Here is an 18,150-nt window from a genome sequence, read left to right as displayed (position 1 = left end):
AACAGGGTAAGGCCGTAAAGCGGGGCACGGCAGGGAAAAGCACGGGCATCACCGCGGGATGTCCGTGTTGTTCGCGCTGTTGGAGCCCCCTGTCGGATTCGAACCGACGACCTTCGCTTTACAAGAGCGGCGCTCTGACCAGCTGAGCTAAGGAGGCCTGCACGCGTGTGCCCGTGCAGTGTACCCACGTCCCAGCCGTGCCTTCTCGAAAATTTCCGCGAAGTTCACAGCCCTCCAGCTACTGACAGACCAGGTGAACGCGAGGTACCGTCCTGATCCAGTTCACTCTTGTGGACTACACCACCGTGAAAGCTTCACGGTGGACACCACCTTTACAACGGATCGTCCGGCACGTTCCTGCCGGTGAAGGGGGCCCCTCACCATGGCCACTGTCTCGTTCGACAAGGCGACCCGGATCTACCCGGGTTCCGAGAAGCCCGCCGTCGATGCCCTGGAGATCGACATCGAGGACGGCGAGTTCCTCGTCCTCGTCGGTCCCTCCGGCTGCGGCAAGTCCACCTCGCTCCGCATGCTCGCGGGGCTCGAGGACGTGAACGCCGGCGCCATCCGCATCGGCGACCGCGACGTCACGCACCTGCCGCCCAAGGACCGGGACATCGCGATGGTGTTCCAGAACTACGCGCTCTACCCGCACATGACGGTCGCCGACAACATGGGCTTCGCGCTCAAGATCGCCGGCGTCCCGAAGGCCGAGATCCGCCAGAAGGTCGAGGACGCGGCGAAGATCCTCGACCTCACCGAGTACCTCGGCCGCAAGCCGAAGGCCCTCTCCGGCGGTCAGCGCCAGCGTGTCGCGATGGGCCGCGCCATCGTGCGTGAGCCCCAGGTCTTCCTCATGGACGAGCCGCTGTCGAACCTCGACGCCAAGCTCCGCGTCTCGACCCGTACGCAGATCGCCTCGCTGCAGCGCCGCCTCGGCATCACCACCGTGTACGTCACCCACGACCAGGTCGAGGCCATGACCATGGGCGACCGCGTGGCCGTGCTCAAGGACGGTCTGCTCCAGCAGATCGACTCGCCGCGCAACATGTACGAGCGTCCCGCGAACCTCTTCGTCGCCGGGTTCATCGGCTCCCCCGCCATGAACCTCGTCGAGGTCCCGATCACGGACGGCGGCGTGAAGTTCGGCAACTCCGTGGTGCCGGTGAACCGCGAGGCCCTGAAGGCCGCCGCGGACAAGGGCGACCGCACCGTCACGGTCGGTGTCCGCCCGGAGCACTTCGACATCGTCGAGCACAACGGCGAGGCCGCCAAGTCGCTGTCGAAGGACACCGAGGACGCCCCGGCCGGCCACGCCGTCACGGTGAACGTCGTCGAGGAGCTCGGCGCCGACGCCTACGTCTACGGCAGCGTCAAGGTCGGCGACGAGGTCAAGGACCTGGTCGTCCGCGTCAGCGGCCGCGCGGTCCCGGACAAGGGCTCCACGCTGCACGTCGTGCCGCGGCCGGGCGAGACCCACGTGTTCTCGACCTCCACGGGCGAGCGCCTCTCCGACTGATCCCTGCGAAAAGCAAGTCGGGGGGACGAAGACCGCGACGCGGTCGAATTCACCCAAGCTGACGAAGAGGGCCCCACGGTACGCCGTGGGGCCCTCTTCGTTGTCGACAAATACCCCGGCAAGCCGGTCATTTCGATCCGTGTACGTCAACTCACCGCCCAGCGAAAGCCGTTCATCTATCCCCCGAACTGATTACTAAATGTCGCCAAATCATCACCCCGCGCTACCCTCACTCGCGTGAAGCACTCCACCACTAACCAACGGACCCGGCGTGGCCGTGGCCCCGCGCGCCGGATCGGTCGCACCCTCGCCCTCGTTCTGCCTGTCGTCCTGGTGCTCTCCGGGACCCTCGCGGTCACCCGAGTCAACTGGTCGGGGAACTCCTCGGACTCGGTGCTCACCGCCTCCTCCTCGGACGTCTCCTCGCGTGCCGTCTCCCGTGCCCCGCAGGACGTGCTGCGCGACCGGCTCCTGCTGGAGCTCCAGGAGAAGAACCCCGGCGTCGCCCTCACCCACCTCCAGGAGGCCGTGAACGGCCGCCCGTCGCTCGCCAAGCACTGCGTCTCCATCGCCCGCGCCCTCGGCCGTGCCGCGGTCCGCGCGTACGGTCCGACGCGCGCCCAGGCGTTCGCGCGCCCCGTCTGCGACACGTCCTTCGCATCGGGGGTCGCGGCCACGCATATCTGAGCCCCACCGGCCACACCTGCCCTGTCAGGTAACAGCTGCTTAAGGGAACGGTTGCCGACGGAAGCCGCGAGCGGGGCGCGACGTACAGTTCGGGCATGACCCATCCGAACGCCGCGTCTCGCCCCGTTCAAGCCGTCGTCCTGGCCGGTGGTCAGGGCTCCCGGCTGCGTCCCTACACCGACGACCGGCCCAAGCCGATGGTCGAGATCCCCGGCACCGGGACCCCGATCATCGGTCACCAGCTGGCCTGGCTCGCCGAGGAGGGCGTCACCGACGTCGTCGTCTCCTGCGGCCACCTCGCCGAGGTCCTCCAGAAGTGGCTGGACTCGGCCGACCTGCCGGTCAACATCACGACGGTCGTCGAGACGGAGCCCCTCGGCCGGGGCGGTGGCCTGAAGTACGCCGCCGCGCACCTCCCCCACCCGGACAGGCCCTGGTACGCGACGAACGGCGACATCTGGACCCGTTTCTCGCTGCGCGACATGGCGGACTTCCACACCGAGCGCGACGCCGTCGCGACCCTCGCCCTGGCCCGCCCGCGCATCCCGTGGGGCGCCGTCGAGACCGACGGCTTCGGACGGGTCACGGACTTCATCGAGTCCCCGCCGACCACGTACGAGATCAACGCGGGCGTCTACGTCTTCTCCGCCGAGTTCGCCGACCTGCTCCCCGAGCGCGGCGACCACGAGCGCACCACGTTCCCGCACCTGGCCCGCGAACGCCGCCTGGCCGGCTTCTCGCTCCCGCAGGGCGCCTACTGGCGTGCCATCGACACCGCCAAGGACCTCACGGAGGCGGCGAAGGAGCTCGCGGCACTGGGACGCTGAGAACCCCTTCCAGAGAGCACGAGGACGGGCCTCCAGACAGTACGAGGACGGGCCCCGCACATCTGATGTGCGGGGCCCGTCCTCGTACTGCCAGAGGCGTTACCCGAGGAGACCGCCGACCAGCTTGTCCGAGCCGCCGGAGGTGCCGCCTCCACCGCCACCGCCACCGCTCGAACCGCCGGAGGAGGTACCGCCGGCCGAGCCGGTGCCGCCGCCGCCGCGACCACTGCCACTGCCGCTGCCGCTTCCGCTGCCTCCGCTGGACGTCGGGCCCGCGCTGGTGCTCGGGGCCTGGTGGACCGGCGAGGACTGCTGGGGCGGGGCCTGACCGGTGCCCTGCGTCTGGCTGGGGCCGCTGGTGACCGTGCCGCCCGTCTCGCGGACCGCGGCACCCGGCGTGGTGGCCGCGCCCGACGGCGAGGAGGAGCTGCCGTGGGTGGGCGCCTTGGCCGAGGCCGACGGAGTGGTGGCCTTGTGCCGGGGCGTGCCGGGCTCCTCCGGAAGCGGGGAGCCGGGCAGCTCGTTGCGCGGGGCCTCGCCCGGTCCGGGCACGACCACGCGGTCGGCGTCACGGACGGCACCGCCGAGGAGCGAGCCGACGAGCAGCGTGAGGCCGACGACGAGGGCCGAGACGAGCGCGCCCCGGCGCAGCACCCGGTGCCGCAGGTCCCAGATGTCGGCGCGCGGCCCGAGCGTGCGCCAGGCCTCGCTCGCGAGGCGTCCGTCGACGGAGTAGACGGGGGCGCCCGCGATGATCAGCGGGGACCAGGCGGCGAGGTAGATGATGTCCGGCGCGTCGTACGCGGGGACCGTCTTCCAGCTGACGGTGACGATGAGCGCGGCCGACAGCATCGCACCGACCACGGCGGCGACCCGCTGCCACAGTCCGAGCACCGTGAGGACGCCCACGATGACCTGGAGGAAGGCGATGACGAGCCCGGAGCCGACAGGGTGCTGGAGCGCGAACTGCCGCAGCGGCTCGGCGACGTCCCAAGGGTGCAGCGTGTTCAGCCACTTGACCATGGAGCCGCGCTTGCCGCCGTCGAAGTAGACGGGGTCGCAGAGCTTGCCCATGCCGGCGTAGATGGAGATGAAGCCGAGGAAGACGCGGAGCGGGAGCAGCACCACGCCGAGGTTCATCCGGCGCCCGGGGTAGTAGGCGTGCCGGACCGGGTCCGAGGCGTGCCGCCTGGTCGGCGTGCCGCCGCCGTAGTCCTCGGGGCCCTCCTCCGCGAACTGCCCTCCTGTGTAGCGCGGTTCGTCGTACGCGCTGTCCACGCCGCGCATGTCGGGCAGCAGCCGGGTCCCCGCGGAGTCGTGGTCGTGGCCGCGCTGGCTGCCGACAAGGGGCGTCTCGACCGTCTCCACGGTCAAGTCGTCCGCGTAGCCCTGGTGTTCGTCGACGCGGGGGATGACCTGGGTGGCGCCGGCGTCGCCCGCCGGGGCCGCGGCGCCGTGGCGCACGCTGGTGCTCCGCACGGCCTGCAGCAGGCGGTGGGCGCCGGTGTCGTCGGGATCGGACCTTCCGCTCCAGACGACGGGCGCACGGCGGCGGGCTCCTGCGGCCGGGCCGCCCGCCCTGCCCGCCGTACCGGCGCCGGGGATCCACGCGGCGTCGGTGGCGCTCAAGTGCCGTGCGACGCGCGAGAATTGATTCCGCGTCGCGCCGCCTAGCTGCACGCGGAAGCTCGCATGATTGACGATGACCTGCGCCGGATCGCTCGGCACCTTCACCATGCTCAGCGCGGGAGCGTCGTCGAATCCCGACGAGCGGTCCCCCGTGGGTGTGCGGGGTGTTCTGGTGTCCACACTCATCTAACCGAGTGATGTGTGTTTAGGACACTGCTTTGACTGCGCCGATCTGTCCGGACCGCGTCAAGGTCATTCCGAACATCCCGATCGCCCCACGGGGGTCACTCACTCAGACGTCCGCTCAAACGCCTGTTCAGATATCCGCTCGGACGTCGTTCAGACGCGTCGGCGCGAGGCCTCGTACAGCACGACTCCCGCCGCGACACCGGCGTTCAGCGACTCGGTACCGCCCGGCATCGGAATCCGCACCCGGAAGTCGCAGGTCTCCCCGACCAGTCGGGACAGGCCCTTGCCCTCGCTGCCGACGACGATGACGACGGGACCGCCGAGGGCCTCCAGATCGCCGACCTCGACCTCGCCGTCCGCGGCGAGTCCGACCACGACCAGGCCGGCCTTCTTGTACCCCTCAAGAGCCCGCGTCAGGTTGGAGGCGCGCGCGACGGGCGTACGGGCGGCGGCACCCGCCGACGTCTTCCAGGCGCCGGCGGTCATGCCGGCCGCGCGCCGCTCGGGCACGACGACGCCGTGGCCGCCGAAGGCGGAGACGGAACGGACGACGGCACCCAGGTTCCGGGGGTCGGTCACGCCGTCGAGGGCGACGACCAGCGGGTCCTGGCCCTCGTCGTACGCGGCGGCCGCGAGGTCCTCGGGGTGCGCGTACTCGTACGGCGGGACCTGGAGGACGAGACCCTGGTGGTTGAGCCCGTTGGTCATGCGGTCGAGCTCGGGGCGCGGGGCCTCCATGAGGTGGATGCCGCCGCGCTCACCGGCGAGCTGGAGCGCCTCGCGCACCCGCTCGTCGTTGTCGATGAACTGCTGCACGTACAGCATCGTCGCGGGCACGCCCTCGCGCAGCGCCTCCACGACAGAGTTGCGCCCGACGACCATCTCGGACGTGCCCTTGCCGCCGCGGCCCCGGGGGGCGGGACGGCGGACGCTCTGCTTCGCCTTGGCGCCCGCGACGCGGTTCTTCTTGTGCCCCTTGCGCATCTCGGCGGGCGGGGTGGGGCCCTTGCCTTCCAGGCCCCGGCGTCGCTGGCCGCCACTGCCGACCTGCGCGCCCTTCTTGCCGGACATGCGGCGGTTGTTAGCGGCCATGACCTACCTGTCTGTTGAGGCGAGCGTGCGTACGTACTCGAAGTCACGTACTTGAAGTGTCGTATATGCAGTGTGCCGCCCGGAGGCCCGGGCGGCACAATCGATCAAGGCCGAGGAGGACCCGGGGAGACCCCGAGGAGACCCTGAGGGGACCCGCTCAGCGGGGGCCGAGCGTCCAGCGCGGGCCCTGCGGGCTGTCCTCGATGACCAGGCCGGACTGGTTGAGCTGGTCGCGGATGGCGTCCGCGGTGGCCCAGTCCTTGCGGGTGCGGGCGGCCTCGCGCTGGTCGAGGACCATCCGGACGAGGGTGTCGACGACGCCGTGCAGATCCTCGCCGCGGTCGCCCTCGCCGCCCGCCCGCTGCTCGTCGAGCGGGTCGAGCCCGAGGACACCGAGCATGGCCCGGACCTCGGCGAGGCGGGCGACGGCGGCTTCCTTGTCGTCGGCGGCCAGGGCGGAGTTCCCCTGCCGCACCGTCGTGTGCACGATGGCGAGCGCCTGCGGCACGCCCAGGTCGTCGTCCATCGCCTCGGCGAAGGCCGGCGGCACCTCGGCGGCGGGCTCGACGACGCCCCCCGCCTTCTCGACGACCCGCTGCACGAAGCCCTCGATGCGCGCGAACGCCGACTCGGCCTCGCGCAGGGCCTCTTCGCTGTACTCGATCATCGAACGGTAGTGCGGGGTGCCGAGGTAGTAGCGCAGCACGATCGGACGCCACTGCTTGACCATCTCGGAGACGAGCACGGAGTTGCCCAGGGACTTGGACATCTTCTCGCCGCTCATGGTGACCCAGGCGTTGTGCACCCAGTACATGGCGAACTCGTCGCCGAAGGCCTTGGCCTGCGCGATCTCGTTCTCGTGGTGCGGGAAGATCAGGTCGATGCCGCCGCCGTGGATGTCGAACGCGCTGCCCAGGTACTTGTGGGCCATGGCGGAGCACTCCAGGTGCCAGCCGGGCCGGCCCCGTCCCCACGGCGTCTCCCAGCTCGGCTCGCCCGGCTTCACGGCCTTCCACATGGCGAAGTCGCGCGGGTCCCGCTTGCCGGTCTCGCCCTCGCCGGAGGGCTGCAGCAGGTTGTCCAGCTCCTGGTTGGACAGCCGGAGGTACTCGGGGAAGGACCGCACGTCGAAGTAGACGTTCCCGTCCGCCTCGTACGCGTGCCCGCGCTCGATGAGCCCGCGCATCATCTCCACCATCTCGGTGATGTGCCCGGTGGCCCGCGGCTCGTAGGTGGGCGGGAGGCAACCGAGCGCGGCGTACCCGTCGTTGAACGCGCGCTCGTTCTCGTACCCGATCGACCACCAAGGGCGGCCCTGGTCCGCCGACTTGGTGATGATCTTGTCGTCGATGTCGGTCACGTTGCGGATGAACGTGACGTCGTACCCGCGGTACTCGAACCAGCGGCGCATGATGTCGAAGTCGAGGCCCGAGCGGATGTGCCCGATGTGCGGTGCGGCCTGCACGGTGGCGCCACACAGGTAGATCGAGACACAACCCGGCTTGAGCGGGGAGAAGTCACGAATCTGCCGGGCGCTGGTGTCGTACAGGCGAATAGTCACGACTCCAGGGTAGTGGGCCCCGGGGAGTGCCCCGCGACCTTCCCTCGCAAGGAGGACTTATTCGTGACATCTGTGAGCGGCGACCGCCCCTCAGAGGCTTCCCATACCCGCTCCCGCACCGCCGGTGCCGCGACAGCCCACCTCCACCGCGCCTGCCGCGGCGGCCGGCGTCAGCCCGTGTGCGCCACCAGTGCCGTGGCGATCGCCATCAGGCCCTCGTCGCGGCCCGGGAAGCCGAGGCCGTCCGTCGTGGCGCCGGAGACCGACACCGGTGCGCCGACCGCCGCGGAGAGGATCTTCTGCGCCTCGTCCCGTCGCTTCCCGATCTTCGGGCGGGGTCCCACGACCTGAACGGCGACATTGCCGATGGTGAAGCCCGCCGCGCGGACGATCCGCGCGGCCTCCGTCAGCAGCGTGACCCCGGACGCGCCGGACCACTCGGGCCGCCCGGTCCCGAAGTGGGCGCCGAGGTCACCGAGCCCCGCCGCCGAGAACAGCGCGTTGCAGGCGGCGTGCGCGACGACGTCCGCGTCGGAGTGCCCGGCAAGCCCCGGCCCCGCGCCCTCCCACAGCAGTCCGGCGCACCACAGCTCCCGCCCCTCTTCGAAGGCGTGGATGTCGGTACCGATGCCGACCCGCGGCAGCACCACGGGGGCCGGTGCGTGTGACTCAGAAGCCATCGTTGGCCCTCCTGCGCGCGAGGACCGCCTCCGCGAGGACGAGGTCCAAAGGACGCGTCACCTTGAACGCCTCCTCGTGCCCCGGCACGACCACCACCCGCTCCCCGAGCTGCTCGACCATGCTCGCGTCGTCGGTCACGTTGTCGGTGACGGTCTCGTGGGCACGCACGAGCGTGGCGCGGTCGAACCCCTGCGGTGTCTGCACGGCCCGCAGCCGCGCCCGCTCGGGCGTGGCGACGACGGGCTCCGGCGCACCCGGCTCGCTCGCCGGCTCGACCTGCTTGACGGTGTCCGCGAGCGGCAGCGCCGGTACGACGGCGGGCGCGCCGTCGCGTACGGCCTCGATGACCGCGTCGACCGTGTCCACGGGCACGAGCGGGCGGGCCGCGTCGTGCACGAGGACGATGTCGATGCCGGGGGGCAGCGCGTCGAGCCCGTACTTCACGGACTCCTGCCGGCTGTCCCCGCCGGGGACGACGAGGAAATCGGTCCGCTCGGGCAGCGCGTGCGTGTCGAGCAGGGCCTTCACCTCGGCGGCGCCGTCGGGCGGGGCCACGACGACGACCAGTGAGACCGCGCGGGACGCGGCCATGGCGCGCACCGCGTGGACGAGCATGGGGGTACCGTTCAGCGCGCGAAGCGCCTTGGGGGCGCCCGGACCGAGGCGCACGCCCCGTCCGGCGGCCGGAATCACGGCCGCTGTACGGCCTCCGGCCAGCGAGGAGCGCGAATCGTCAGACATCGGTTCCTGTCAGGTTTGTGTACTCGGCGTGCTTGGGTATGGCCTGGGCGTGCCCCTTGCTCGAGCGAAGCCGAGAGCTCGGGGCAGTGCCGGGCGCGAGCCCTGACCGGACCCCTTCCGTGACATCCGGTCGAGCAAGCTGTCCGGGCCCGGCACGCCAAGTATCGGGGACGCGGGTATCGAGAACACAGGCGCACTGGACGCAGGTGCATTCGAGACACACGTTTCCGAAAGGAAGCGGGTACGAACATGCCGCAGCGCCCGGCGACAGCCATCGCGTCGAGCGACAGCGATTACGTCATCGGGCACCGCGGCATTTCACTGCGCAGCTGTGCGGGCTTGTGTGGACGTCAGGACGATTGCCGGGTGAGCGGCCACCGTCTCGACAACTGCCTGCGTCAGGACGCGAGGACCTCGTCGAGCAGGGCCTCGGCCTTGTCCTCGTTCGTGTTCTCCGCGAGGGCGAGCTCGCTCACCAGGATCTGGCGGGCCTTGGCGAGCATGCGCTTCTCTCCGGCGGAGAGTCCGCGCTCGCGCTCACGACGCCACAGGTCACGCACGACTTCCGCGACCTTGATGACGTCGCCGGAGGCGAGCTTCTCCAGATTTGCCTTGTAACGACGAGACCAGTTCGTGGGCTCCTCGGCGTACGGCGCGCGCAGCACCTCGAAGACCCGGTCCAGTCCATCCTGACCGACCACATCACGCACGCCGACGAACTCCGCATTGTCCGCTGGCACACGCACCGTCAGGTCGCCCTGGGCGACCTTCAGCACCAAGTAGGTCTTGTCCACGCCTTTGATCTGGCGAGTTTCGATGGCCTCGATCAGCGCGGCCCCGTGATGGGGATAGACCACGGTGTCGCCAACCTTGAACGTCATGTGACAGGTACCCCTTCCGTGGCTATCCAGGGTAACACGGAAACGGCGTCTTCTGAATGGCGTTTTCGCAGGTCAGGGCATATCTCGGGGCTTGACAACCGCAACAGGAACGTGCTGCGAGGGGGGAGCGGAAGAGGGTATTCGCAGGTGGGAGCGGCTGTCCAGGGCAAGAGAAACGCGTACGTTACACACACCGGACGTTCCTGACCAGGGTCTGAACATCCCGGTTTGTCCCGCTCCAGGAGCGCGACTTCCGCTACTCCGTTCGGTGAGCGGAGTCGGGTACGAGACGAATCCGGAATTGATCACGGGCCCCGTTGATCTACCGATGATCAATTTTCCGGACCGCCATGGATTCCTTACCGGAAAATCCCCAGCGGATCTCGTCGCTACTCTCACGGCAACGCTCACAGCCGCTTATGTGAATGGCGGACGAACGGAAGCCCAAAGTAGCTGCTGAGGCGGACCCGAACCACCCCGACGACCGGGGCGCACGGGCGGCGCGACAGGGCTCGAGGGAGCCAAGGGGCGGGTCGGGTGCGGCGGCGCGGGAACGGCTCGGTAACCTAAGGCCGCTGACAGACCCTTAGGGCGGCTTTACACCGGAGTCGCTCTGCTTCGCCCACGTTCAAGGAGTTGCCGCCGCCGTGAGCAGCAGCCTTCGACGCGGCGCTCTCGCCGCCGCCGCCATCGCGTTCTCGCTCGCCTCGCTCGCCGCGTGCGGCGCCGGCAACAACGCACAGACGCTGGAGGTCAAGCCGGACAACGCGGCGACCAGCGTCGGCGACATCAAGATCCAGAACGCCCTCGTCATCACCCAGCCCGACACGACGTCCACGGGCCCGGCGGTGGTCTCCGCGACCGTCTTCAACAACGGCACCACCCCGCAGACCCTCGACTCGGTCAAGATCGGCGGCGACGGCGTCGCCCAGATCACGCCCGCCAAGGGCGGCGGCAAGCTGACCATCCCCGCCGGCGGCCACGTCACCCTGGGCGGCGAGGGCAACGCCTCCGCGGCCCTGACCAACCCCGGTGCGGCCGTCAAGGACGGCAACGCCCAGCCGATCACCTTCACCTTCAGCAAGACCGGTGACGTGAAGCTGCGCGCGTTCGTCGTCCCGGCCGAGAGCTACTTCTCCAAGTGGGGCCCGACCAACATCCCCGCGGCGCCCGGCGCGACGGCCACCGGCTCCGCGACCCCCTCGAAGTCGCCGAAGGCCTCGCCGTCCGACTCCGCCACGGGCACCGCCACCGGCACGCCCACCGACGCGGCCTCGGCGAGCGCGACGGCCACGGACAAGGCCACCGCGACGGTCTCCACGTCGGCCGGCCACTGATCCACCACGCACAAAGGGCGGTGCCCCGAGGGGTGCCGCCCTTTGTCGCACGTGTGGTCGCGTCGTACGTGCCGTTGTATTGCCGCCGCATGACGCAGCCGGTTTACGGCTCGAACTTATAACCGAGGCCACGCACCGTGACCAGGTACCGCGGCGCCCCCGGGTCGGGCTCGATCTTCGCCCGGAGCCGCTTGACGTGGACGTCCAGGGTCTTGGTGTCGCCCACGTAGTCGGCGCCCCACACCCGGTCGATGAGCTGCATACGGGTCAGCACCCGGCCCGCGTTCCTGAGCAGCATCTCCAGGAGGTCGAACTCCTTCAGGGGGAGGTCGACCTTGGAGCCGGAGACGGTCACCACGTGGCGGTCGACGTCCATACGGACGGGACCGGCCTCGAGAGCGGCCGGGGTGACCTCCTCCGGCTCCCCGCGGCGACGCAGGACGGCCCGGATACGGGCGACCAGCTCGCGGGAGGAGAAGGGCTTGGTGACGTAGTCGTCGGCTCCTATTTCCAGCCCGACGACCTTGTCGATCTCGCTGTCCTTGGCGGTGACCATGATCACCGGGACGTTGGAGCGGCCGCGCAGCTGGCGGCAGACCTCCGTACCGGGCAGGCCCGGCAGCATCAGGTCGAGGAGGACGAGGTCGGCGCCATTGCGCTCGAACTCGTCGAGTCCGTCGGGCCCGGTGGTCGCGATGGCGACTTCGAAACCCTCCTTGCGGAGCATGTACGACAGGGCGTCGGAGAAGGACTCCTCGTCCTCGACGACGAGCACACGGGTCACGGAAGGACCTCCGGAGCGGGAAGCGGTTCGTACGGGGATGTGACGGTGGTCGTCCCGTCGGGCTGCCCGTTCTCGTCCTCATCGTCGAGTCCGGGCATGTCGTGGTCGATCCCGCGGTCGCGGGCCGCGGCCGCCTCCGGCAGCCGCAGGGTGAACGTGGAGCCCTGACCCTCGGAGCTCCACACCGTGACCTCCCCGCCGTGCGAGGCGGCCACGTGTTTGACGATCGCGAGACCGAGACCCGTACCGCCGGTCTGGCGGGAGCGGGCCGGGTCGACGCGGTAGAAGCGCTCGAAGACGCGCTCCCGGTCCTTCTCCGAGATGCCGATGCCCTGGTCGGTCACGGCGATCTCGATGAGGTCTCCGCCGGGCGCGGTCACCCGGCGCGCGGCTATGCCCACCCGGGTGCGGGCGGGCGAGTAGTTGACGGCGTTCTCGACGAGGTTGCCGAGGGCGGCGGCCAGCTGGCCCCGGTTCCCCCAGATACTCAGGTCGGCGGTGCCTCCGGCGGCCATGGTGATCTGCTTGGTGCCGGCCTGGTGGCGGCACCGGTCGATGGCCTCGGCGACCAGCTCGTCCACCCGGACGGGCTCCGCGTCCTCGAGGGGATCGTCGTTCTGCACCCTCGACAGGTCGATGAGCTCCTGGACGAGGTTGGTGAGCCGGGTGGCCTCTATCTGCATTCGTCCGGCGAAGCGCTCGACGGCCTCCGGATCGTCCGAGGCGTCCATGACGGCCTCGGAGAGGAGGGAGAGCGCGCCGACGGGCGTCTTGAGCTCGTGGCTGACATTCGCGACGAAGTCGCGCCGTACCGCTTCGATCCGCCGGGCCTCGGTGAGGTCCTCGACGAGGAGCAGCACGAGCCGGGAGCCCAGCGGGGCGACCCGCGCGGAGACGGCCAGGGCCTCCCCCCGTCCGGTCCCCCGCCTCGGCAGATCCAGCTCGACCTGGCGTATTTCCCCGTCGCGACGGGTGTCGCGGGCCATCAGCATCATCGGTTCGACGGCGAGCTTGCCGCCACGTACCAGCCCGAGGGCGTACGCGGCGGAGCTGGCCTTGACGACGGCGTCGGCCTCGTCGAGGACGACGGCCGAGGACCGGAGCACGGAGAGAACCGTGTCGACGCCCGGCGGAAGCACCGGGTCCGTGTGCAGAGATGTGCGGGTGGGGCGTTTCTGGTCGCGCTCGCTCCAGCGGAACGCCAGCATGGCGATGACACCGGTGAGCACTCCGGCGATCGCTGCCGCTGCGGCGACCGCCGCGTTCACGTCCATGCACCCAGGTTAGGCATGCCGTCACGCCAGGCCACAGCCATCGGAGTGCGACCTCGAACACTCGTCGCCCAGAGTTCACCCAGGAGCCAGGGATGGTTCATTTGGGGTGCCGGAAACGGACGCGTACGGGCCGGAACGTGGGAGCGTGGGGTTCACGGGGCCCGTCCGGCGGTCCGTCCGGCGGTCGGGGCAGCCCGGCCCCCGGGCCCCAAGGTGACGTAAGAGAGGGACAAACCACATGCGTGACGCGTACCACGAGGAACTTGACTCGATCGGCGACGGCCTGGTCGACATGGCCCGGCTCGTCGGATCGGCGATCGGACGCGCCACGACGGCCATCCTCGACGCCGATCTGAAGCTGGCCGAGAGCGTGATCGCGGCCGACCAGAAGGTCGACGATCTCCAGCACGAGCTCGAGGCCCGGGCGATAGCCCTGCTGGCCCGCCAGCAGCCGGTGGCGACGGACCTGCGCATCGTCGTCACCTCGCTCCGTATGTCCGCCGACCTGGAGCGCTCCGGCGACCTGGCCCAGCACGTGGCGAAGCTGGCCCGGCTGCGCTTCCCCGAGCGTGCGATCCCGCACGACCTGCACGCCACGATCCTGGAGATGGGCCAGCTCGCGCAGCGCCTGATGGCGAAGGCGGCCGAGGTGATCATCACGAAGGACGTCGACCTGGCGCTCCAGCTGGAGCAGGACGACGACGAGATGGACCAGCTTCACCGCACGCTCTTCCAGCACCTGCTGGACGACCGCTGGAAGCACGGCATCGAGACCGCCGTCGATGTCACCCTGCTGGGCCGTTACTACGAGCGCTTCGCCGACCACGCGGTGTCGGTGGCCAAGCGTGTGGTGTACCTGGTCACGGGTGAGCACGCGGACGAGCTCCAGCCGGACATTCAGCCGGTCACGGGGGCGGAAGGCATCTGAGGCCGGAGTACGGGAGGCTGCCGTTCCGGGCGTACCGGGGGCTGCCGTCTCACTCCGGGGGCGCGAACGAGCCTCAGTGCGCCGTTGATGCGCCCAGCGGAGCGGGCATCCAATGAGGGTAGGCACTCGCGCCTCGCCTAGGCGTACAGGCGTATAGGCGTAGGCACCCGGCCTCAATGCCTCGTTGAGGCCTCACCGAGGAGGACACCATGGCCGATTCTCCCGCCACGCCCGACCCGACCCTGGACCGCGACACCGAGCAGCCCGCCGACATCAAAAGCCTCCCGCTGTTCGGCGCCTGCGGCTGCGGCTCCGGCTGCGGGTGCGGGTGCCAGTCGGGCAACCCGTGCCAGTGCGGCTGATCGCGCGGATCCGACCAGAGGGGCCCCGTCATCACGACGGGGCCCCTCTGCGCACGGTCGCTTCCATGCCCGTACCGGAGCAGCATGGAGGGAGAGCATGGAGCGGCCGAGCTCGCTCGGAAGGAGGTGCGCGGCCATGGCTCAGTACATGGACGTCCACCACGGGATGTCAGGCATCACGGCCGACCAGCTGATGGCGGCACACAAGGCGGACCTCGCCGTGGAGAAGGAGGAGGGCGTGCACTTCGAGCGGGCGTGGGCGGACCCGGGTTCCGGCATCGTCTACTGCCTCTCCGACGCCCCCTCGGCCGAAGCGGTCCAGCGCGTTCACGAACGCGCGGGCCACAAGGCGGACGAAATCCACCCGGTCCCGCTGTCGATCTGAGGCCCGGCCCGGGACTCCCGCACCCCGGTAGGCCGGACGGCCGACGACCGGCCATTGCGGTCCAGGACGCCGGACCTGGCGTGACAGATTGACCACCACGCCGAAAACACGAACATCAAGCCCCGCGATATCCACCTGACTGGGCTAATTCACGCCCACCCGCATACATTCTATTTCAACAATTCACCCTCGCCATCAATTAGCATGTCGGACGAACCAACCCTGCCCACCCCTGTTACTCTGCGGCCCTCAGAATTCATCCACAACGGATTAAACGCGCGCCAGTCGGCGGAATATTTCTACCCAAGCCGAATACTGGCGTGGCCCGGTCGAGAGGATACGGACCATGCAGGAATTTTCTCGTCGTGGACTACTGAAGGCCACGGCGGCCACCGGCGCCGGCGCGGTCGTCCTCCCGGGCATCACGGCCGCGGAAGCACCGGGCGCGAGTGCCACGACCGAAGGGGCCGAAAGCGCGAGATGCAAGCCGGCGAAGCTGACCGGCCGCATCGTCCGTCCCGACGACCCCGGGTACGCGGATGCGAGCCTCGGCTGGGACGAGCTCTTCGCTCACTATCCACTGGTCATCGTCTACGCCCAGAACACCCAGGACGTGGTCAACGCCCTCACGTGGGCGCGGCAGAACAATGTCGCGCTGCGGGTGCGGAGCGGCGGCCACAGCCTCGAAGGCTGGTCGAACGTGGACAACGGCATCGTGATCGACGTCAGCGAGTTGAAGTCGGTCCACATCGACACCGCCTCTCGTACCGCGGTCCTCGGCGCCGGGCTCAACCAGTTGGAAGCGGTGACCGCACTCGCGAAGAAGGACCTCGCGGTGACGACCGGAACAGAGGGCTCCGTGGGCCTGTCCGGTGCGACGCTCGGCGGCGGCCTCGGCTTCCTCGTCCGCTACCTCGGCATGGCCTGCGACAGCCTGACGGGGGCTGAGGTCGTCGTGCCGTCGGGTGCCGAGTGCGCCAGGGTGATCAAGGCGGATCTGAAGAACAACTCGGACCTGCTCTGGGCGCTCCGCGGAGCGGGAAACGGCAACTTCGGCATCGTCACCTCACTCACCTATAAGGCGTCTCCACTGAAGAGCGTCGCCTATCTGCAGGCGACATGGGAAGGCATCGGGGACCTCCATGGGGTCTTCGACGCATGGCAGCGTACGGCACTGTTCGCCGACAAGCGTCTCGGAACCCAGCTCGAGATCCACAGAAACCAGACCCTGCTGTTCGGGGTTCTGGCGGAAGGGTCGGCGGAAGAGGTGAAGGCGCTGCTGGCTCCGATCCTGTCGGTCGGCAATCCCAGTGTCTCGGTACAGGTCGGTAACTGGGGCGACGTATACGCGGGATTCCAGATTCCTACCAGCGCCGAGCCCGGGAGCTGGAAGTTCTTCTCGCAGTTCTCCAGCAAACCGTTCCCGAAGAAGGCGATCAGTATTGTCGCCTCATTCATGCGGGACGCCCCCACGGACGACAGCAACTTCTTCACCCAGGCCTTCGGCGGGGCGGTGAGGAAGGAGCCCCGCGGCGGTACGTCTTTCCCGCACCGCGACACGTTGTTCTATTCCGAGCAAGGCGCCGGCTGGGGGCCTCGTACAGGGCAACCAGGCGTCTGCGACCCACTCACCCCACAGGCCCAGGCCTGGATCGCCGAGTTCAGCCAGGCAATGCGGCCCTGGGTGGACGGCGCCTACGCCAACGTGCCGAACATCGGAATGCAGGACTGGGAGACCGCCTACTGGGGATCCAACTTCGACCGGCTGCGCAGGATCAAGGCGAAGTACGACCCCCACAACGTCTTCCAGTACGAGCAGAGCATCCCGCCCGCGTCCTGCTGACGCGGATCGACGGCCCCTAGCGAGTAGCCGGGAGGGATCTCACCTCCCGGCTCTCTCAGAACCGTGCGTGAACCTCTCGATTCACACGGCTCCCATCACCCGGTCGTTCGAGGCCGGAGGAGTTTCCAGTGGGCGAAGAGCCCCGGGTAGAGCTTGGCGGTCTTCTCCAAGCCCTGCCATGCCCGGCTCCGGCGACGCCGGAGCCGCTTGTACTTCTGCACGGCCCATCGCATCAGATACTGATCGATGCCCTTCAGGCTCGGGACCAACGCGGACGGATAGAACCGCCCGTAGTAGCTGATCCATCCCCGCACGACGGGATTGATCTCCCGTGCAAGGTCTGCCAGGGACGACCCACTGCGCAAGTGCAGCCGCCATCGGCGGATCTGTGCCCGGATGCGCTTGGCCGCCTCGTCGCTGATCGCCGGGTTGAAGCCGAAGAAGTAACTCCCCGTCCTCGACCGGACTTTCCGCGAGCGGAACGTGTACCCGAGGAAGGTGAACGAGACGTGCTCGTACGAACCACGCCTCTTGCCATCCTTGCAGTACACGATGCGGGTCTTGTCGGGATGCAGCCGCAAGCCCCCGCACTCGGCCAGCCGCTGGCCGATCGCCTGACGCACCTGGTGCGCCTCGGCCTCGGTGCGGCAGTGAACCACCATGTCGTCGCAGTAGCGCTCGAACCGGACACCCGGGAAGACCCGATCCATCCAGGTGTCGAACGCGTAGTGCATGAACAGGTTCGCCAACAGGGGCGAGATCGCCGAGCCCTGGGGACTCCCACGATCCCGCGCGACCAGTTCGCCACTCTTGTGCCGCAGCGGAGCCTTCAGCCAGCGCTCCACATACAGCAGAATCCACCGCTGGTCGGTGTGGTGGGCCACCGCCTTGAGGACCAGGTCGTGGTCGAGGTTGTCGAAGAACCCCTGGATGTCGATATCGACCGTCCAGTTCGTCCTCCAGCACCGCTCCCGACAGGCCGCGACCGCGTCCAGCGCGCTTCTGCGCGGCCGGTATCCATAAGAATCGGGGTGGAACATCGGTTCCACCTCCGGCTCCAGGACCATGGCCGCCGCAGTCTGCGCGATTCTGTCCGCGACCGTCGGCACCCCGAGAACCCTGACCTTGCCCGATCCCCCAGACTTGGGGATCTCCACCATCCGCACCGGCGGCGGGAAGTAGCTGCCCGACGACAGGCGATTCCACAGTTTGTAGAGGTTGCCCCGCAGGTCAGCCTCAAACCGCTCGATCGACTCGCCATCAACCCCGGCCGCTCCCCCGTTCGCCTTGACCCTGAGATACGCCTCCCAGACCACATGCTTCGAAATCTCGAACGACTTCAGCCCACTCATCCGGCTCCTCCCGGGAACTCCGGTTGACCGCCAAGCAGACCTGGATGATCCGTCCCCTTCGCTCCACCCGCATTACCG

At 69.2% G+C, this 18,150-nt stretch carries 17 protein-coding genes and 1 tRNA gene; 8 read left to right on the top strand and 10 right to left on the bottom strand.

What is annotated here, in order from left to right:
* Window positions 1–80: 80 nt before the first annotated feature.
* Window positions 81–157: transfer RNA gene (locus tag OG819_RS15415), tRNA-Thr, on the bottom strand.
* A 225-nt stretch (window positions 158–382) separates the two neighbouring features.
* Here OG819_RS15415 and OG819_RS15410 point away from each other — a divergent pair.
* The 3 genes from OG819_RS15410 (at window position 383) to OG819_RS15400 (ending at window position 3,033) form a co-directional block, all read left to right on the top strand.
* Window positions 383–1,519 carry an ABC transporter ATP-binding protein gene (locus tag OG819_RS15410; protein ID WP_266625885.1) on the top strand — a complete coding sequence of 379 codons (1,137 nt, stop codon included), beginning with the start codon at window positions 383–385 and terminating at the stop codon, window positions 1,517–1,519.
* Between the two features lie 237 nt (window positions 1,520–1,756).
* Complete coding sequence (locus tag OG819_RS15405) at window positions 1,757–2,206, top strand: hypothetical protein (RefSeq protein WP_266433255.1); 450 nt, start codon at window positions 1,757–1,759, stop codon at window positions 2,204–2,206.
* Between the two features lie 95 nt (window positions 2,207–2,301).
* The gene (locus tag OG819_RS15400; RefSeq protein ID WP_266433253.1) at window positions 2,302–3,033 is read left to right on the top strand and encodes a nucleotidyltransferase family protein; all 732 of its coding nucleotides are present in this window, start codon (window positions 2,302–2,304) and stop codon (window positions 3,031–3,033) included.
* Between the two features lie 99 nt (window positions 3,034–3,132).
* On the opposite strand, the gene OG819_RS15395 is transcribed toward OG819_RS15400, so the two are convergent.
* The 6 genes from OG819_RS15395 to OG819_RS15370 form a co-directional block, all read right to left on the bottom strand.
* Window positions 3,133–4,848, bottom strand: a complete 1,716-nt coding sequence (locus OG819_RS15395; RefSeq protein ID WP_266649890.1) for a DoxX family protein — start codon at window positions 4,846–4,848, stop codon at window positions 3,133–3,135.
* Between the two features lie 153 nt (window positions 4,849–5,001).
* Window positions 5,002–5,943, bottom strand: a complete 942-nt coding sequence (rlmB, locus tag OG819_RS15390) for a 23S rRNA (guanosine(2251)-2'-O)-methyltransferase RlmB (protein WP_266625890.1) — start codon at window positions 5,941–5,943, stop codon at window positions 5,002–5,004.
* 157 nt (window positions 5,944–6,100) lie between these two features.
* On the bottom strand, window positions 6,101–7,504 hold the full coding sequence (cysS, locus tag OG819_RS15385; protein WP_266649888.1) for a cysteine--tRNA ligase: 1,404 nt from the start codon (window positions 7,502–7,504) through the stop codon (window positions 6,101–6,103).
* Window positions 7,505–7,674: 170 nt separating this feature from the next.
* Entirely contained in the window at window positions 7,675–8,184 is a 510-nt protein-coding gene (ispF, locus tag OG819_RS15380; RefSeq protein WP_266583459.1) for a 2-C-methyl-D-erythritol 2,4-cyclodiphosphate synthase, read from the bottom strand.
* Window positions 8,174–8,926: a 2-C-methyl-D-erythritol 4-phosphate cytidylyltransferase gene (gene ispD / locus OG819_RS15375; protein ID WP_266625894.1), complete on the bottom strand. Its 753-nt coding sequence runs from the start codon at window positions 8,924–8,926 to the stop codon at window positions 8,174–8,176. The genes ispF and ispD overlap by 11 nt, the downstream gene beginning before the upstream one ends.
* Window positions 8,927–9,324: 398 nt before the next feature.
* The gene (locus OG819_RS15370; protein ID WP_003953493.1) at window positions 9,325–9,807 is read right to left on the bottom strand and encodes a CarD family transcriptional regulator; all 483 of its coding nucleotides are present in this window, start codon (window positions 9,805–9,807) and stop codon (window positions 9,325–9,327) included.
* Window positions 9,808–10,454: 647 nt separating this feature from the next.
* On the opposite strand from OG819_RS15370, the gene OG819_RS15365 reads away from it, so the two are divergent.
* Window positions 10,455–11,144 (top strand): DUF461 domain-containing protein, encoded by a 690-nt coding sequence (locus tag OG819_RS15365; protein WP_266649886.1) that lies wholly within the window; start codon window positions 10,455–10,457, stop codon window positions 11,142–11,144.
* 103 nt (window positions 11,145–11,247) lie between these two features.
* Here OG819_RS15365 and OG819_RS15360 read toward each other — a convergent pair whose 3' ends face one another.
* Entirely contained in the window at window positions 11,248–11,928 is a 681-nt protein-coding gene (locus OG819_RS15360; RefSeq protein WP_009340348.1) for a response regulator transcription factor, read from the bottom strand.
* Window positions 11,925–13,202 carry a cell wall metabolism sensor histidine kinase WalK gene (locus tag OG819_RS15355; RefSeq protein WP_266433237.1) on the bottom strand — a complete coding sequence of 426 codons (1,278 nt, stop codon included), beginning with the start codon at window positions 13,200–13,202 and terminating at the stop codon, window positions 11,925–11,927. Before OG819_RS15355 ends, OG819_RS15360 begins: the two co-directional genes overlap by 4 nt.
* A 238-nt stretch (window positions 13,203–13,440) precedes the next feature.
* Between OG819_RS15355 and phoU the strand changes: the two genes are divergently transcribed.
* From phoU to OG819_RS15335, 4 genes are all read left to right on the top strand, one after another.
* Window positions 13,441–14,130 (top strand): phosphate signaling complex protein PhoU, encoded by a 690-nt coding sequence (gene phoU, locus OG819_RS15350; RefSeq protein WP_266649884.1) that lies wholly within the window; start codon window positions 13,441–13,443, stop codon window positions 14,128–14,130.
* A gap of 209 nt (window positions 14,131–14,339) precedes the next feature.
* On the top strand, window positions 14,340–14,492 hold the full coding sequence (locus OG819_RS15345; RefSeq protein ID WP_266433233.1) for a hypothetical protein: 153 nt from the start codon (window positions 14,340–14,342) through the stop codon (window positions 14,490–14,492).
* A 136-nt stretch (window positions 14,493–14,628) separates the two neighbouring features.
* Window positions 14,629–14,877: an SCO4226 family nickel-binding protein gene (locus OG819_RS15340; RefSeq protein WP_266433231.1), complete on the top strand. Its 249-nt coding sequence runs from the start codon at window positions 14,629–14,631 to the stop codon at window positions 14,875–14,877.
* 346 nt (window positions 14,878–15,223) lie between these two features.
* Window positions 15,224–16,720, top strand: a complete 1,497-nt coding sequence (locus OG819_RS15335) for an FAD-binding oxidoreductase (protein WP_266649882.1) — start codon at window positions 15,224–15,226, stop codon at window positions 16,718–16,720.
* A 95-nt stretch (window positions 16,721–16,815) separates the two neighbouring features.
* Here OG819_RS15335 and ltrA read toward each other — a convergent pair whose 3' ends face one another.
* Window positions 16,816–18,072, bottom strand: a complete 1,257-nt coding sequence (gene ltrA / locus OG819_RS15330) for a group II intron reverse transcriptase/maturase (protein ID WP_266649880.1) — start codon at window positions 18,070–18,072, stop codon at window positions 16,816–16,818.
* Between the last annotated feature and the right edge of the window lie 78 nt (window positions 18,073–18,150).

The organism is Streptomyces sp. NBC_01549 (assembly GCF_026339955.1).
In the GTDB taxonomy this organism is placed as follows: domain Bacteria; phylum Actinomycetota; class Actinomycetes; order Streptomycetales; family Streptomycetaceae; genus Streptomyces.
The sequence above is the reverse complement of the archived record's forward strand: the minus strand, read 5'-3'. Positions and strand labels throughout refer to the sequence as shown.

Excerpts from the sequence above, each read along its gene's own strand:
- OG819_RS15410 (WP_266625885.1), top strand. The coding sequence starts at position 383 with ATGGCCACTGTCTCGTTCGACAAGGCGACCCGGATCTACCCGGGTTCC.
- OG819_RS15400 (WP_266433253.1), top strand. The coding sequence starts at position 2,302 with ATGACCCATCCGAACGCCGCGTCTCGCCCCGTTCAAGCCGTCGTCCTG.
- OG819_RS15395 (WP_266649890.1), bottom strand. The coding sequence starts at position 4,848 with ATGAGTGTGGACACCAGAACACCCCGCACACCCACGGGGGACCGCTCG.
- rlmB (WP_266625890.1), bottom strand. The coding sequence starts at position 5,943 with ATGGCCGCTAACAACCGCCGCATGTCCGGCAAGAAGGGCGCGCAGGTC.
- ispF (WP_266583459.1), bottom strand. The coding sequence starts at position 8,184 with ATGGCTTCTGAGTCACACGCACCGGCCCCCGTGGTGCTGCCGCGGGTC.
- ispD (WP_266625894.1), bottom strand. The coding sequence starts at position 8,926 with ATGTCTGACGATTCGCGCTCCTCGCTGGCCGGAGGCCGTACAGCGGCC.
- OG819_RS15370 (WP_003953493.1), bottom strand. The coding sequence starts at position 9,807 with ATGACGTTCAAGGTTGGCGACACCGTGGTCTATCCCCATCACGGGGCC.
- OG819_RS15355 (WP_266433237.1), bottom strand. The coding sequence starts at position 13,202 with ATGGACGTGAACGCGGCGGTCGCCGCAGCGGCAGCGATCGCCGGAGTG.
- phoU (WP_266649884.1), top strand. The coding sequence starts at position 13,441 with ATGCGTGACGCGTACCACGAGGAACTTGACTCGATCGGCGACGGCCTG.
- OG819_RS15345 (WP_266433233.1), top strand. The coding sequence starts at position 14,340 with ATGGCCGATTCTCCCGCCACGCCCGACCCGACCCTGGACCGCGACACC.
- OG819_RS15340 (WP_266433231.1), top strand. The coding sequence starts at position 14,629 with ATGGCTCAGTACATGGACGTCCACCACGGGATGTCAGGCATCACGGCC.
- OG819_RS15335 (WP_266649882.1), top strand. The coding sequence starts at position 15,224 with ATGCAGGAATTTTCTCGTCGTGGACTACTGAAGGCCACGGCGGCCACC.
- ltrA (WP_266649880.1), bottom strand. The coding sequence starts at position 18,072 with ATGAGTGGGCTGAAGTCGTTCGAGATTTCGAAGCATGTGGTCTGGGAG.